The following is a 14,995-nucleotide window of genomic DNA, read 5'->3' as shown; positions in this document are numbered from 1 at the left end:
AAACCTATGAATTAATCCCCTCGAACAAAACTGGAACTTATATAAGGGGATTCCATGGTCAAGTATTTCAACGATAACGATACAGGTTTTGGCTTTATTAAACCTTTGTCGTTTTTTTCCTTAATGGGGTTATTAGTTGCATGTAATGATGACTCTTTATCAGAAAGCACAACAGGGGAAACTATTTCGGAAGTTGGAACTATAGGGGAAGCAACTGTTAACTCGGGTCTATATTCAATCCAGCTTTCCCATAAAGAAGCCTCTGTACTGACGGGAAGCGAAATCTCGCTATCCGCGATGGGCGAGTATGATGACGGAAGTACTGGAGATATCACTCAGTCCGTACACTTGGAGGTGACTGATAGTACGATAATGTCGGTAACTCCTGACAAGAAAATAAGGGGAAACCAAGTTGGTACAAGCACTGTTTCTGCTAGCTTGGATGGAATTACAACTTCCGTCTCATTGGAGGTCATAGAGTCAATGTGTGGCGCTAATGAAAATGACTCAGACCAACAAAACACACTTGACCAGTGCCTAAAGGTTTTGCGTGGAGTCTCCGGGGAAGCCAAAGATAAATTGTTTACTTCTACTCCTAGCGTTAACTTCCTTGATCTTTTGGGGTATCAGCAAGACAACAGTGAAGACAATCAAGGACGTAGTTATGCCCGTACCTACCAAATTGGACATGGGGAACTCGCAGGAGAAACAATTGAGCTTAGTCCAAGTGGCGCGCCTTTTGCTTTGTTTCGTCAAGATGGACTTAATTGGGACGATGACCCTAATTCAGAGTCCTTTGGAGAAAGAGGACAATTTGAACGCTACTGTAAAGACTTAGCCAATATTAAGTTTAATGGCAGATCAGACTGGAGGCGCCCAACAGCAAAAGAGTTTGTCGCTCTTTATGCTGACCATGGTCGATTATGGGATAACTACGGCTTTCCAAGTACTTATGTATATTGGACTTCGACACCAGCAGCCGCTTCAGGAAACTTTATCCGTTTTGGTTTCTTAAATGGAGGAGAGTACGGTACAAGCCCCGACCTAGCAGTAGCAGCCTCTTGTGTTTCAGAGACTGGCTAACGTCGTCTAACTTGCTCATTTAAGGGGGAAAGGATGCTCATTCATAAACCTGAACTTCATACATTTGAGGAACAAAGCTTCAGTGTCGGCTCCTGTACCTTAAAAATACGTGAGCATAGTAGTGAAATTATTCACGGCAATGGTAACAGTTACTCGATTACGATTAAGGAAGGAGAAGTGCTTAAAAACCTTCTCCTGTCCGACGGAGAGGTTAGCACAAAGGATGAGCTAATTAGCGCAGCTTGGGGAAACCCAGAAGCTATTGGGTCTAACTCCTTGCCTGTTGCCATTTCAAACCTAAGAAAGGTGCTAGAACCGGAGAGTATTAAAATCATTAATGTACCCAAAAAAGGCTACAAACTTTCTTTCTCTGAAGCACCCAAAAGTGACCAAGGAATCAACGGTCATCCAAAAAGCAGCGATGCTCCATCAATGAATTCTGTACCACGAAGCCATGATGAAGAAGAACTGACCAAAATGTCTATCACACGTAAGCTATTCGCCTTCTTTTCAGCAGCTACCACACTGCTCGTCCTCTTTTACAGTGCATTCTCTTGGGTTTCGGTCTCTTGTTCAATTGAAAATGGAACTAAGGTTTGCGCCATTGATGGAGACCTACAAGGACATTCCGCATTTAACGCACCGAAAGGTTCTACCTTATTTGTCTCTTCAAACGGTAAACGATATGAGGTGACCAATGATAACTAAATATATTGAGTACTTTGTCTATCTAATGTCGTTCGTAACGCTTGTAGTTCTCTTATATAGCTTCATCAATGGCTCCGCATGCCGCTACGATATTCGTGTCCAAAGCATGGAGAACCGAGATACCTTTGTTACCTGTTATCGAGGAAAAGTGATGGTTCTCCATTCACTGTTTGATGAGCAAAATCAACTCGCGTCGAAATGGCAAGTCAGTGCCAGACAACTGAAACTCGGCAAACAAATGATCTATCTCATATACGATAGACAGCGAATCGAAGGCTCAACGACAAACAATGAGAACGATAGGTACAATGAGATTTTCTCTGGATACAAAATCTTGTTCTATCATGTTGAAGTAAAAGGAGACAAAGTATTTGTATTCGAAAACTTCCCAGAAAACAATGTAGTAGAAGGGCAAATCGAAGGCTTTATGGATTTGTGGCAAATGGCTCGATTCAATTAACAGGAATCGTTCTTGTGCTGCGAAAGTAGAGGGTAGACAACCTACCCTCTATTCATTTAAGCGATTATTACAGATTGTACTTAGACAAATCCGGACGCGTCGCAATCGCTTGTTCGACTAACGCAATCACTTGCGCGCGTTCTTCACCTTTAAGGTTCTGACGAGGAGCACGTACTTGCTCGCTTCCTCGGCCACACACTTGTTCCGCCAGTTTGATACATTGAACCAAGGTAGGAATTGTATCTAAACGAAGCAGTGGTAAGAACCAACGGTAGATTTCTAACGCTTCAACATAGCGTCCTTGGCTTGCCAGTTTATAGATAGCAACAGACTCAGCAGGAAATGCGTTGGTTAAACCAGAGATCCACCCCGTCGCACCAAGCATGAGAGATTCCAGAGCGATATCATCAACGCCACTAAAGACGGTAAAACGGTCGTCGAAACGATTGTACAGTTCAGTAATACGACGCGTGTCAGTGGTAGACTCTTTAACCGCAACGATACTTTCACACACTGCAAGTTGTTCCATTAGATCAAGATTCACATCTACGCCATAGGAAACGGGGTTGTTGTAAATCATAATTGGCATTTCAGGCGTTGCTTGCGCAAGAGTACGGTAGTAGTCCACTGTTTCGCTATCCGATGTGCGGTAGACCATTGCAGGCATCACCATGCAGCCATCGATACCAATTTTTTGCGCATCTTGCATGTAATCAATCGCCGCAGTGGTTATCGACTCTGCTGTCCCCGCAATCAATGGCACTCTATCTGCAACCACTTCTCTCGCTGCCGCGAGAACCTGACGCTTCTCTTCAGGGTACAGCGCGCAGTTTTCGCCGACCGTCCCCAAGCAAATAATGCCATTAACGCCATCGTTAATTTGGTTATCGATTACAGTTTGAGTGGCGTCGAGATCAATGCTCTGATCTTTACGAAACTGAGTACTTACTGCAGGGTAGACACCTTTCCAATCTACGTTCATCTTTACCTTCCATTTGTATATTGTATGCAATTTAAGTTTGCAGTCGAAACTGCAATTAAACGGGGATTTCCCCTAGTTAAAAAATCTCTTTTTCCTGTAGCACAAACTTTACTGCCGCAAGATCAGCAAGAGCACTACCTACTGATTTATATAAGGTTATTACCTCTTCATTACTGCGACCTTGATGAATTTGTTTACACAGTTCAGATAGCTCTGCTCGTATATTCTCGGCTGCAAAAACCCCTTCTTCGATAGGAATAAGCAAATCACCCGCTTCTGCCAACACATTAATTTTGCTATCAACAAACACATTGGCCCTTTGAACTATAGTGCTGTCACACTCGCGCTTGTCAGAGTCGTGATTACCAATCAGATCGATATGAGTTCCTGGTTGAACCAGAGCGCCATTAAACAGAGGCTCATCTGACCCAGTGACACATGAAATGATATCCACTTGACTGAGAACTGAATCGACATTTTCAATGACTTCTAACGTGAACTGATGAGAGTTGGGCAGCGACTGATACTCATTGCTCGTCAAAATAGTATCGAGAGTTTGACGTGCTTTTTGCTTATCGCGTCCCCAAATCAGCACTTTGCGTATCGGACGAATGGCTGAATAGGCGTAAGCGATGTAGGGAGCAAGGTTGCCCGTGCCACAAATGAGCAAGGTTTCAGCTTCACGCCTCGCTAAATAATCGGCAGCAAGGGCTGATGCTGCGGCTGTGCGCCAATAGGTAAGAACTTTTCCATCGAGCAAAGCCAGTGGTTCACCATTAGATCGATCAAAGGCGAGAATTTTCGATGCTAAGCTGTCTTTGCCTTCGATGTAGTTATCTGGAAAATAAGTAAACGCTTTTACGGTGATCAGCGATTCACTCCAAGCAGGTAACAGGGCAAACGCATCATATTTGTCTTCCTCTAAAGGCATCACGTTACGCTGTGGAATAGTTGCTTGCTCTTGGTAGGTGAGTCGCATTGACTCAATCAACCCTGCCATCGAAAGGCAGTTGACTATTTGATGTGCGTCTAGGTTAATCATCTCTCGTTCCTTTTTGCATCCAATCTGCAACCTTTCGTTAACATAATACGTTGGTATATTTTATACAATATTTAATTTTAAATTTTTTTAGCAAAAGCGACTTAGCGCAAATGGTGAAATATCAAGCGACGGTTCACGCTGTCGGCTTAGCTCACTGACTAAGTCTGCAGTGATAGCCGCTTGCGTAAGACCAAGGTGTTGATGGCCAAAAGCAAACAGTATTTTTCCATCTTCTACGCTGTCTATGACGGGCAAAGAATCAGGCAATGAGGGGCGGTTTCCCATCCACTTTTCACCATCGGACTGATAGGATAACTCCGACTTTAGAAGCCCTTTTGCCAACTCTTTAAGCATGGTCGCGCGTTTCATATTCGGGGGTGAGTTCAGCCCTGCATACTCAACCGTACCCGCTAACCTCAGTCCCTCTTCCATAGGCGTCATGATGAATTTTCTATCCGCAGAACTGACAGGAAACGGGATAGCATTTTTAAGTTCTGGCACCATTAAGTGATAACCTCTTTCTGCTTGAAGTGGTACCTTAATGCCGGTAATTTTTTTAACCAAGTCTACAGACTCTGCGCCAGTGGCAATGACGATTTTGTCAAACGAGTAACTTTCATTTTCCGTTGCGACAACACCTAACTCACCGTCAAAAAATGCCTCTTCCACTTGTTCTTCTACCCACTTCCCTTGTCGAAACTTAAAAGAAGATTCAAGCTCAACGCATATCCTATAAGGGTTTAGACTGTGGCCAGTATCTGGAAAAAACACACCAAACTTTACTGATTCAGAAAGTTGAGGAACTCGTTCGCGCAGTTTCTCTTGTTGCCAAACTTGGCATTCAACCCCATGTTCTCGTAAGCTGTTTAGCGTCGCACGGTACGAATCAAACAGCCGCTCACTTTCAAATGTCAGCAATGAGCCGTCCATCTCGATTAAGTGTTGCAACCCGACTTCTTCAAGCAGCGCGAACCAACTTTGCATCGCGTTCTGATTGAGTTGAGTCAAGGCTTGAGTGGATTGCTTGGTTGTTTTATCTCTCGCATTTAGTAAGAAACGAATCATCCAAGGCGTGGTTTTGTGAATGTCTTGAATGCGTATTGAGACCGGGCTTTGACGAGACAGAAGCATCTTTGGCAGTTGAGGCAAAAGTGCTGGTGTAGCAAGCGGAAAAACTTGCTCGGTTGCGAAATGCCCTGCGTTACCTTTTGAGCATCCTTGCCCTGCTCCACGCTTATCGAAAACCGTCACGTTTTCACCTTCAAGTTGTAACTTCAGAGCAATGCACAAGCCAATTATCCCACCACCAATCACTGCAATATTTTGCGAATCTGCTGAATTGTTGCTCACCATTTATTTTGCTCCTTATCACGTTTCAAAAACAAAATTGTATAAAATATACTTAACATCACGATAACATCCAAATTCACCACTTCAACCAATTTCTTATTCAAGGAGCAAGAAATGAGACAAGGAACCTTCTTTTGTATCGATGCACACACCTGTGGCAATCCTGTTCGGCTAGTAGCAGGCGGCGTTCCCCATTTAGAAGGCAAGACGATGAGTGATAAGCGTCAGTTTTTCTTGGAGCACCATGATTGGATCCGTCAATCGCTGATGTTTGAGCCTCGTGGTCATGTAATGATGTCTGGTTCGGTCGTTCTTCCTCCTTGCAGTGAGAATGCTGATGCGTCGATTCTGTTTATCGAAACTAGCGGCTGCCTGCCGATGTGTGGGCACGGTACGATCGGCACCGTGACATCAGCCCTAGAACATCGTTTGATTACTCCGCGCGTCGAAGGCAAATTGATCCTCGATGTTCCGGCCGGTCAAATTGAAGTGCATTACCAACGCGATGGCGAGAAAGTCACCTCAGTGAAGATCTACAATGTTCCCGCCTACCTAGCCCATCAAGATGTCACCGTTAACGTGGAAGGATTGGGCGAGATAACAGTTGATGTTTCTTATGGTGGCAACTACTACGTCATTGTTGATCCACAAGAAAACTATAAAGGGCTTGAGCACTACTCATCAGATGAAATTCTAATGCTTAGCCCTAAAGTTCGACAGGCGGTTTCACAGGCCGTCGAATGCATCCACCCTGAAGATCCAACCGTATGTGGTGTATCTCATGTTTTGTGGACAGGCACACCGACTCAGCCAGAATCTACCGCACGAAATGCCGTCTTCTACGGTGAAAAAGCGCTCGACCGCTCACCATGTGGTACAGGAACCAGCGCACGAATGGCGCAGTGGCATGCCAAAGGAAAACTCAAACAGGGCGAAGATTTTATCCACGAAAGCATTATTGGCAGCTTGTTCACTGGCCGTATTGAAGGTATCACCGAGGTCAACGGGCGCGCGGCCATACTGCCAAGCATTGAAGGGTGGGCTCAAGTCACAGGACACAACACCATATGGGTAGATGATCAAGACCCTTACGCCTACGGCTTTGAACTGAAATAACCTCAAATTAATAAGAACACCTAGGAACCCGTTATGAGTACCACGACTACTTTTTCTGCCATAAACCCTCAAACACAGCAGCCCTTGCAAGGCGTATTCGCCGAGCATTCTGACCAAGACGTTGATCTCGCGATTACTGCTGCTCATGAAGTAGCAAAAGCATATAGGCAAACCTCTCCCAATATACGTAGCCAACTGTTACAGACCATCGCCGACTGCTTAGAAGAGGATCGCCAAGCGATTGTAGAAAGAGCAAATCTTGAGTCAGCCCTCCCGCTCGCAAGGCTTAATGGTGAGCTAAGCCGCACTACAGCTCAACTCCGTCTCTTTGCCGATGTAGTGGAAGGAGGTCTTTGGCAAGAGGCGATATTTGATACTGCGAATCCATCTCGCGAGCCTTTACCTAAACCCGATATTCGCCGTCAAAACATCGCCTTAGGTCCTGTTGCCGTATTTGGTGCTTCGAACTTCCCTCTTGCCTTCTCAACCGCTGGTGGCGATACCGCGTCTGCACTTGCGGCAGGTTGCCCTGTGATTGTAAAAGGTCACCCAGCCCATCCTGGAACCAGTGACATCGTCGCTAAGTGCATAGCAAAAGCACTCAACATCGTAAACTTGCCGCAAGCCGTTTTTGCTCTGCTTCAAGGAACTACACACGAGCTTGGGCAGGCTGTGGTAACGCACCCTGCAATTAAAGCGGTCGGATTTACTGGATCCATTCATGGCGGTCGAGTACTGTTTGATCTCGCTCAGCGAAGACCAGAACCGATTCCTTTCTACGGTGAACTAGGCGCTTCAAACCCTGTTTTCATTCTTTCGAATCGAATGAAGAGTGGCGCAAAGTCTTTGGCTGAAGAGTATGTAATGTCGATGAATATGGGCTGCGGTCAGTTCTGCACCAAGCCTGCGGTCGTATTTGTCGCGAAAAGCACTGCAACCGACGAGTTCCTAGCTGCCGTACGCAAAGGTATTACCGCACAACAAGGGCAAACCATGCTCACTGCTGGCATTAGGCACAATTATCTAGAGCAAAGTGAGCTAAGAGCACAGCAAATAGGTCTTACTCGCACACTATCGGCAGCGGAACAAGGCGTACCGTCAATGCTGTTTGAAACCACCAGCGAGAAGTGGCGCTCGAATCCTCAGTGGCAAGAAGAGATCTTTGGTCCCCAATCCATTGTCGTCTTGTGTGAAGACGACCAAGATATGCTTGAACTTAGCCAAAACTTAGCAGGTAGCCTTACCGCGACCCTACAAGCAGAACCTAACGATCACCCGATCGCTGCTCAGCTACTATCTGAGTTAGAAGAAGTCGCAGGTCGCATCGTGTTTAATGGTTGGCCAACAGGTGTCGAAGTCAGTTACGCCATGGTACACGGCGGCCCTTACCCTGCCTCGACTATGCCCGCGAGTACTTCTGTCGGCGCAGAAGCGATTAAACGCTGGTTGAGGCCGGTCGCATATCAAGCTGTGCCTGAAGAGTTATTGCCTCAAGCCTTGAAGTCGGCTAATCCACTAAATGTACGTAAGAGCGTTGATGGGAAGTAAATCAGTGTAAAACGAAAAAGCCAACCTCATTTGAGGTTGGCAAAATCTTACCTATCAGGTGATATAGGTGGGGATGAAAGGTAAGATCAGGAGGTAGCGAGCACTCCGTGAATTTCAGACTTAATGGTATCTGACTGAGTACCAAAGATGGCTTGCAGGCTGTCACCTATCACTAGCACATCGTGAGCACCCAGCTGCTTGAGCTTTTCCACATCGACATTGGCAATATCTTTTACTGACACTCTCAAACGGGTAATACACGCATCAACAGACTTGATATTCGCTTTACCACCGAGAGCGGTAATCACATCAACCGCAATCTCATCTGGTTGACCCGCAATTTTGACTTCTACAATTTCAGTCTCACGCCCCGGTGTCTTAAGATCCAGTTTTACGATTAAGAAGCGGAACAAGCCATAGTATAGGCACGCCCAAATCGGACCTATGATGATAAACATCCACGCGTTGGTCGACATTGGGTAGTACAAGAAGAACTGAATCGCACCGTGAGCAAAATCAGTACTGTGCTTGATCTCCAAGAACGCAGTAATAGCAAAGGCGATACCGGTCAAAAAGATATGAATGATGTACAGCACTGGCGCAACAAATAAGAAAGTGAATTCGATAGGTTCTGTAATACCTGTTAGCCACGAGGTTAGCGCCGCTGACATCATTAAACCACCGACGATTTTCTTACGCTCTGGTGTTGCACAGTGGTAGATAGCTAAAGCCGCTGCAGGTAGCGCCCACATTGAATACATAAAGCCACCTGAGAGATAACCTGCGGTTTTATCTCCAGCGAAGAAGCGAGTTAACTCACCAGTGATCTCTTTGCCTGTCTCAGGATCAATGTAGCTACCAACTTCGAAGAAGAAAGGTGCATTCCATATGTGGTGCAAGCCAACTGGAAGTAGTGAGCGCTCACCTGCTCCATAAACAGCCCAAGCTAAAACCGGATTTTGATAAGCGGCCCAATGGGAGAATGCATCTAACATTTGCCCTACAGGAGGCCAAGCAAACGCCAAAATAGCACCAACGACAATGGCAGTTAAACCAGTAACAATCGGTACAAAGCGCTTTCCGGCAAAAAAGCCAAGATACTCGGGTAAACGAATATTGTAGAAACGGTTATACATCAGAGCGGCAACGGCACCAATGATCACCCCGCCAAACACCCCAGTTTGCAGAGTGCTGACGCCCATAATGGTCGCATCCGTTTCAAAACCTCTAAGCCCAGTAACAATGCCGAGCGAGGCGTTCATAATGATTAACCCGACTAAGCCAGCGAGTGCCGCAGCGCCATCATTACCTTTAGATAACCCAAGCGCTACGCCGACCGCAAACATCAGCTGCATATTGCCAAATACGCCATCGCCCGCCGCCAGCATAATCTTACTTAAGGATTCTGGGATAAAGGCAAATCCGGCATTACCTATCCCGAGCATAAGGCCTGCGACAGGTAACACCGCCACTGGCAGCATCAATGACCGCCCTATTTTTTGTAGTTGTCCAAATAAACTTCCAAACATGGTTCCCTCCTGACTTATGTCAGTCATTTAGTATCCGAGGAATCCTCGGGTTTTGTGTTTCACGTAAAGTCAGGGAAATTTTATCGAGTCTAGAAATGTTGAAGGTTACAAAACACTGCCAGTTTGTAAGTGATGACTTACAAAAGTGTTGCTTCAAAATCTGAAAATTGCCTCGTCCTCGATTGAGAAAGAGTAAGCAAAAATGCATCATATTTGTGCGCACAATCTAGGATGCATGACAATGGAAAACAAACAGATACTGGTGGTAGATGATAACTTAGAGCTAAGAGAAGCCCTATCAGACTACCTTGGCCGGGCAGGCTTTGAGGTCATTGGCGCTGAGAATGGTCAAGCGATGTGGCACTTATTGCAATCCAATCAACCAGACTTGATCATTCTCGATATCATGATGCCCGGTGAAGATGGCTTTACCTTGTGCCAAAAACTTCGTCGTGACTCGCAAATTCCAATAATCATGCTCACTGCGGTAACCGAGGAGGCCGATCGCGTTGCCGGGCTAGAAATGGGGGCGGATGACTACATCACCAAATCATTCAGCCCTCGTGAACTGTTAGCACGAATAAAGACTATTCTAAGGCGCAGCCAACACACCACTGAGGCGAAACTTACCCGCAAAGTGAGATTCGATGGGTGGCTACTCGATACCGTCACACGTCAACTGACTCATTTAGACAATCATAGTATCAAACAACTCAGTGGCGCAGATCTCTCCTTGCTTGGTCTGTTCATCAATAATGCTCAAGCTATTTTGTCTCGCGACGATATCGCCCGCGAAATATGGGGCAGAGACGCCGACCCGTTTGAACGAGGAATTGATGTTCAAATCAGTCGTCTACGACACCATCTCGAAGATAAAGATCGCTCTTTGATCTTAACAGTTCGCAACAAAGGCTACATGCTGACAACGGATGTCCACTATGAAAATTAGAGCACTCAGCCAGTCTTTAGCCTTTCGTGCTAGCGCATTCTTGTTAGTGGTGATTCTTGCCGCGCAGCTATTATCTGGACTGATTTGGTATCAGCATGCCAGTGAGCGGGACAAGCAAGGACTCTCCAATACCGTTAAAAGCTTAGCGTTAAGCGCCTCATCAACGATTTCATTTTTCCAGACGCTTCCTGCTGAATATCGCCACTTAGTCCTCAATCAACTGAGAAACATGGGCGGCACGCGCTTTTTTGTCTCTCTCAACAATCACCGTATTGATGTCCCACCGATTGCTCAAAGCGAAACTAAAACACTGGTCGTCAATCAAGTCGAGCAAGTACTCAAAAGCGAGTTACAAGGCGTTCCGAATATCGACGTTGAGTTTACTGAAAGAGAAAACCTGCGTGTGTTTAATAACGAGTTACCCATTGATGAGCTACCACTACTCTGGGCACATTACTCACTCTCGTTTGGGGATTTAGATCCGCCGATTTTAGTGATGCAAGTTGAAGTAGCCGAGAATGAATGGTTTTACCTTGCTGCCGTCCTACCTGCTCCCTATGTGAACCTTGAAACCAGTTATTTCGAGCTTAGAGAATGGTTAACGCTCTGTTTATCTGCCTTGCTACTTTTGCTCTGTACTTGGTTTATCGTACGCCGCGAGATTCTACCGATTCGCGAGCTCGCCAAAGCTGCAACCTTAATGTCGAGCAGGCTCGATGTGCCAAAGGTGAAAGAAAGAGGGAGCAAAGAGTTAAAAGCGGCGGTGAGAGCGTTTAATAAAATGAATCGTAGAATAGATAGCCATATTAATGATCGTGAAATGCTATTTGGCGCGATTTCTCATGATCTCAAAACCCCGATTGCTTGTCTGAAGCTAAGGGCTGAAATGCTTGAGGATGAAATAGAACGAGAGCGCTTTACTCGCATCGCCAACGACCTTGATCTTATGGTCAAAGGTGCCCTTCAATGCATAAAAGACACAGATATCCACGAGGAAATTGAACCTATCAACCTTAATGAGTTGATCCAACATATTACTACTTCATTTCCCCATCAAGCCGATAACCTAACGGTCTTAGGGCATGTTGATAAACCCTTAGCAGGCAAGCCTTTAGCTATCAAACGCTGTGTTCAGAACCTAGTCGACAACGCGCTTAAATATGGTGATAAAGCTGAAATCACTTTGATTGAAGAGACCGAGCATGTCGATATTCGGATTGAAGATCATGGTCAGGGCATAGAGCCAGAGCTATTCGAAAAACTCTACCAACCCTATTTCCGAGCCAACACTGAGCATGAAGGCTCTGGGCTTGGCTTGACCATTTCCCAAAGCATTGCCAAAGCGCATGGCGGCTCTCTCAACTTATCTCGGTCTCAGTTTGGTGGTTTATGCGCTACGTTATCTTTCCCAAGAGATTCGCTATGAACAAACTTGTATCACTATTATCCCTCCCTCTTCTCTCGTTACCCGTTCACGCTAACGTCGAATTTCTTCATTGGTGGACATCGGACGGTGAACAGCAGGCACTCAGCGTACTTGAAAAACAACTCACTAGCCACGGCTTAACCCTCTCCCCAAGCCCAGTATTAGGTGGCGGTGGTGACAGCGCAATGACGGTTCTGCAAGCACGCGCCCTAGCGGGAAATCCACCAAGTTTTGCCCAAACTGAAGGGCCGAGTATTAAATCTTGGGATGCGATAGGCATTCTTCATGAGGTCAATTCCGTCGCTCAGAAGCATCACTGGGATGAGACTTTGTACCCACTCGCGAGAGAGATTAATAAAACGCAAAATGGTTACGTAGCCTTACCATTGACCTTGCATCGACTTAATTGGATGTGGGTTAACCATAAGCTTCTTAACTCTCTTGGTCAGCCTGTTCCCAAAACATGGCAGCAAATGTTCACCACTATGGAGCTCGCCAAACGAAATGGTATTAGCCCACTTGCGGTCGGTGAGCAGCCGTGGCAAATCGCCATGTTGTTTGAGAATTTAGTTATCTCAATGCAAGGCGTAGAGTTCTATACCAAAGCCATGGTTGAGCTACAAAAAGAGAGTATCGACAGTGAGCCTTTGAGGCTTGCGCTGCAACAACTAAGACGAATAAGTTTACTGGTAGAAAACTCGCTACCGGACACCAAATGGGACACTGCTACCCGTGCGCTGGCTTCAGACCAAGCTTTGTTCCAACTTGGCGGTGACTGGATATTAGGTGAGTTAATGGCGAACAACATTAATGTACCCAATGATGTCGGTTGTTACGCCACACCAGAAAGTGACGGCGTATTCCTGTTTAACATGGACAGCCTTATCTTTATGGCGAGCAAATCCTTTAGCTTCTCTCAAGCCAATCGTGCTGCTGATATTCTGGCGGACAAAGACTTTCAACGTGACTTCAACCAGTTAAAGGGCTCTATCCCCGTTAGAGAAGATATTGATATTAGTGACTTCAATCCTTGTCAGATACAGTCATATCAGGATTTCCAAGCCGGAATAACCAATAACAAAGTCGTGCCGAGTATGATTGATTCGATGGCGGTTAACCCAGTGGCACAGCAAGCAATAAACTCAGCCATTTTCCGTTTCTATCGCAACAAAGATCTTAAGCCCGATACGGTGATAAAACGCATTATTGCTATCGCAGAAAGCAATTAGATGATGGAGTAAGTGAAGCAGTCGAGAATGACTGCTTCACATTGCTAACAAGGGTTACATGATTCCTCTAGCGACACCGACGCGGCGCCCTTCTTCCATTTCCCACTGCACTCCATACTTATCAATCCAGTAGAAAAACGAAATCGGGAAACCATCTAGCTTCTCAGGATGGTAATCATCAGACGGATCAATCATCGCCACACCTTCTTGCTGCTTAAGGTATCTAAACACCGCTGTACAGTTCGAGACTTCAAGAGCAATATGTCGCGGGCCACCTAGGTCATAGGTTCTTGGTTGAGGCGGGATTTCTGATTGACCTATCGGCTTGTGGTAACGCATCAGCTCCAAATAGATCGAAGCATAAGGGTGTTTGAGGAAAAGCACATCCAGCTCGACATCTTGGTCTGATAGTCCAGCATCTTGATTGAACTCTGCCATTGAAACATTGCGATAGTCCATCTTCTGGCCTTGTTCATCTATCGCACGCTCAAAACCAAGCACTCTGTGGTAGTACTCTGCTGCACTGTCGACATCTTCAACAATGATGTTAACGTGAGATAAACCGAGTATAAAACTACTGATATCCTGCTCCGTCAGGCGTTTAAATAGCTCGGGCTCAGCACTAGGCGACAACTCCACCGCGTAGTTCACCAATTTGCCCGCTGTTAGCTGTTCATTGCAGACTAGGTACTCCTTGGTTTCACCTCTATCGGTGTCGCTAGGAGCAACTTGAACTTGAGTATGCCATTGCTTTAAAGCAAACCACTCAGGGTTAATCACATAAGCCGCAGCAACCATATCGAAAGGAATGAAGCCTTGGCTTGAACCAAATAGCGCCGCCCATTCAAGAGCCCAAATACGCGACTCTTTTTCTAGGTACTCCGCCAATGAACTGCCGTTACGCATCTCTCTCAACTCATGGAAATCAATCCAAATATCATCACAGACTTCAAACGGAATAAGCGTGAGTTGTACGTCACTGTTTAGCAGCACGTTAAACGCCGCCTCGTCGACTTCAAAGTTTAGATCTCTGAAAGGTCGTAACTGCCTCTTACTCGCTACGAAATGTTGGTCTGTATTTCGACGCCCAGCAACACAGACAACTTCTTCAATGTTCTCAACCAACTCAGGAAAGTGTTGAATAAGTAAGGCTATGTTGGTCAGCGCGCCGATAGCAAGAATGGTCAATGGGCCTTGCTTTAACTCTTGAGCGAGATTTGTAACCGCTTCTGGTAACTCTTTATCTTGCGCTTCAGAATAGAAAACAGAACTTCCTTTCGATACCCTCAAACTGGTTGGCCCAAATTTGGCGGTAAATTGAGTCGCGATCTCCGTCGTCACCTCAATATCATCAGTATTACCAAGCGTTGAGCTCAAACCAACAATATCGACTTCTTGACTGCGGAATAAAACACCTAACGCGTACCCGTCATCAACATCACAAGGGATTAACCCATTGTAGTGGTCGATGGTGATATCCGTATCTATCCATGTACGTTTTTGAGGCTGCATTAAGAAGTCTTTAGAATCAAGACCTTGCATAGACTCTCCTTTGCTTTCTGTTTATTAGTGG

The 14,995-nt window shown here is 45.8% G+C and carries 13 protein-coding genes; 8 read left to right on the top strand and 5 right to left on the bottom strand.

Annotated features, from left to right (window positions below; translation table 11 throughout):
* The first annotated feature begins 54 nt into the window (after positions 1–54).
* Genes LYZ37_RS16770 through LYZ37_RS16760 form a run of 3 tightly spaced genes read left to right on the top strand, consistent with a single transcriptional unit; the run spans position 55 to position 2,251 of the window.
* The gene (locus LYZ37_RS16770; protein WP_272788010.1) at positions 55–1,083 is read left to right on the top strand and encodes an Lcl domain-containing protein; all 1,029 of its coding nucleotides are present in this window, start codon (positions 55–57) and stop codon (positions 1,081–1,083) included.
* A 33-nt stretch (positions 1,084–1,116) separates the two neighbouring features.
* Positions 1,117–1,791: a winged helix-turn-helix domain-containing protein gene (locus tag LYZ37_RS16765; RefSeq protein ID WP_272788009.1), complete on the top strand. Its 675-nt coding sequence runs from the start codon at positions 1,117–1,119 to the stop codon at positions 1,789–1,791.
* Positions 1,781–2,251, top strand: coding sequence for a hypothetical protein (locus tag LYZ37_RS16760; RefSeq protein WP_272788008.1), 471 nt, complete (start codon positions 1,781–1,783; stop codon positions 2,249–2,251). The genes LYZ37_RS16765 and LYZ37_RS16760 overlap by 11 nt, the downstream gene beginning before the upstream one ends.
* A gap of 67 nt (positions 2,252–2,318) precedes the next feature.
* On the opposite strand, the gene LYZ37_RS16755 is transcribed toward LYZ37_RS16760, so the two are convergent.
* The 3 genes from LYZ37_RS16755 to LYZ37_RS16745 all read right to left on the bottom strand — a co-directional run bounded on the left by LYZ37_RS16755 (position 2,319) and on the right by LYZ37_RS16745 (position 5,628).
* A complete protein-coding gene (locus tag LYZ37_RS16755; protein ID WP_272788007.1) occupies positions 2,319–3,233 on the bottom strand; it encodes a dihydrodipicolinate synthase family protein in 915 nt (304 codons plus the stop codon).
* A gap of 76 nt (positions 3,234–3,309) precedes the next feature.
* Positions 3,310–4,275: an ornithine cyclodeaminase family protein gene (locus LYZ37_RS16750; protein WP_272788006.1), complete on the bottom strand. Its 966-nt coding sequence runs from the start codon at positions 4,273–4,275 to the stop codon at positions 3,310–3,312.
* Positions 4,276–4,362: 87 nt separating this feature from the next.
* Complete coding sequence (locus LYZ37_RS16745; RefSeq protein ID WP_272788005.1) at positions 4,363–5,628, bottom strand: NAD(P)/FAD-dependent oxidoreductase; 1,266 nt, start codon at positions 5,626–5,628, stop codon at positions 4,363–4,365.
* Between the two features lie 111 nt (positions 5,629–5,739).
* Between LYZ37_RS16745 and LYZ37_RS16740 the strand changes: the two genes are divergently transcribed.
* Entirely contained in the window at positions 5,740–6,741 is a 1,002-nt protein-coding gene (locus LYZ37_RS16740) for a 4-hydroxyproline epimerase (protein WP_272788004.1), read from the top strand.
* A 33-nt stretch (positions 6,742–6,774) separates the two neighbouring features.
* Positions 6,775–8,289, top strand: coding sequence for an aldehyde dehydrogenase (NADP(+)) (locus LYZ37_RS16735; protein ID WP_272788003.1), 1,515 nt, complete (start codon positions 6,775–6,777; stop codon positions 8,287–8,289).
* A gap of 86 nt (positions 8,290–8,375) precedes the next feature.
* On the opposite strand, the gene ptsG is transcribed toward LYZ37_RS16735, so the two are convergent.
* Positions 8,376–9,818 carry a glucose-specific PTS transporter subunit IIBC gene (ptsG, locus tag LYZ37_RS16730; RefSeq protein ID WP_272788002.1) on the bottom strand — a complete coding sequence of 481 codons (1,443 nt, stop codon included), beginning with the start codon at positions 9,816–9,818 and terminating at the stop codon, positions 8,376–8,378.
* Positions 9,819–10,059: 241 nt separating this feature from the next.
* Between ptsG and LYZ37_RS16725 the strand changes: the two genes are divergently transcribed.
* Genes LYZ37_RS16725 through LYZ37_RS16715 form a run of 3 tightly spaced genes read left to right on the top strand, consistent with a single transcriptional unit; the run spans position 10,060 to position 13,422 of the window.
* Entirely contained in the window at positions 10,060–10,767 is a 708-nt protein-coding gene (locus tag LYZ37_RS16725) for a response regulator transcription factor (protein WP_239824086.1), read from the top strand.
* Positions 10,757–12,193 carry an ATP-binding protein gene (locus tag LYZ37_RS16720; protein ID WP_272788001.1) on the top strand — a complete coding sequence of 479 codons (1,437 nt, stop codon included), beginning with the start codon at positions 10,757–10,759 and terminating at the stop codon, positions 12,191–12,193. The genes LYZ37_RS16725 and LYZ37_RS16720 overlap by 11 nt, the downstream gene beginning before the upstream one ends.
* Positions 12,190–13,422, top strand: coding sequence for an ABC transporter substrate-binding protein (locus tag LYZ37_RS16715; RefSeq protein WP_272788000.1), 1,233 nt, complete (start codon positions 12,190–12,192; stop codon positions 13,420–13,422). The genes LYZ37_RS16720 and LYZ37_RS16715 overlap by 4 nt, the downstream gene beginning before the upstream one ends.
* Positions 13,423–13,476: 54 nt before the next feature.
* On the opposite strand, the gene LYZ37_RS16710 is transcribed toward LYZ37_RS16715, so the two are convergent.
* Positions 13,477–14,964: a nucleoside hydrolase gene (locus LYZ37_RS16710; protein ID WP_272787999.1), complete on the bottom strand. Its 1,488-nt coding sequence runs from the start codon at positions 14,962–14,964 to the stop codon at positions 13,477–13,479.
* Positions 14,965–14,995: the final 31 nt, after the last annotated feature.

This window comes from Vibrio tubiashii (assembly GCF_028551255.1).
Lineage (GTDB): Bacteria > Pseudomonadota > Gammaproteobacteria > Enterobacterales > Vibrionaceae > Vibrio > Vibrio tubiashii_B.
The sequence above is the reverse complement of the archived record's forward strand: the minus strand, read 5'-3'. Positions and strand labels throughout refer to the sequence as shown.

Excerpts from the sequence above, each read along its gene's own strand:
- LYZ37_RS16715 (WP_272788000.1), top strand. The coding sequence starts at position 12,190 with ATGAACAAACTTGTATCACTATTATCCCTCCCTCTTCTCTCGTTACCC.
- LYZ37_RS16760 (WP_272788008.1), top strand. The coding sequence starts at position 1,781 with ATGATAACTAAATATATTGAGTACTTTGTCTATCTAATGTCGTTCGTA.
- LYZ37_RS16770 (WP_272788010.1), top strand. The coding sequence starts at position 55 with ATGGTCAAGTATTTCAACGATAACGATACAGGTTTTGGCTTTATTAAA.
- LYZ37_RS16750 (WP_272788006.1), bottom strand. The coding sequence starts at position 4,275 with ATGATTAACCTAGACGCACATCAAATAGTCAACTGCCTTTCGATGGCA.
- LYZ37_RS16720 (WP_272788001.1), top strand. The coding sequence starts at position 10,757 with ATGAAAATTAGAGCACTCAGCCAGTCTTTAGCCTTTCGTGCTAGCGCA.
- LYZ37_RS16735 (WP_272788003.1), top strand. The coding sequence starts at position 6,775 with ATGAGTACCACGACTACTTTTTCTGCCATAAACCCTCAAACACAGCAG.
- ptsG (WP_272788002.1), bottom strand. The coding sequence starts at position 9,818 with ATGTTTGGAAGTTTATTTGGACAACTACAAAAAATAGGGCGGTCATTG.
- LYZ37_RS16765 (WP_272788009.1), top strand. The coding sequence starts at position 1,117 with ATGCTCATTCATAAACCTGAACTTCATACATTTGAGGAACAAAGCTTC.
- LYZ37_RS16745 (WP_272788005.1), bottom strand. The coding sequence starts at position 5,628 with ATGGTGAGCAACAATTCAGCAGATTCGCAAAATATTGCAGTGATTGGT.
- LYZ37_RS16740 (WP_272788004.1), top strand. The coding sequence starts at position 5,740 with ATGAGACAAGGAACCTTCTTTTGTATCGATGCACACACCTGTGGCAAT.
- LYZ37_RS16725 (WP_239824086.1), top strand. The coding sequence starts at position 10,060 with ATGGAAAACAAACAGATACTGGTGGTAGATGATAACTTAGAGCTAAGA.
- LYZ37_RS16755 (WP_272788007.1), bottom strand. The coding sequence starts at position 3,233 with ATGAACGTAGATTGGAAAGGTGTCTACCCTGCAGTAAGTACTCAGTTT.
- LYZ37_RS16710 (WP_272787999.1), bottom strand. The coding sequence starts at position 14,964 with ATGCAAGGTCTTGATTCTAAAGACTTCTTAATGCAGCCTCAAAAACGT.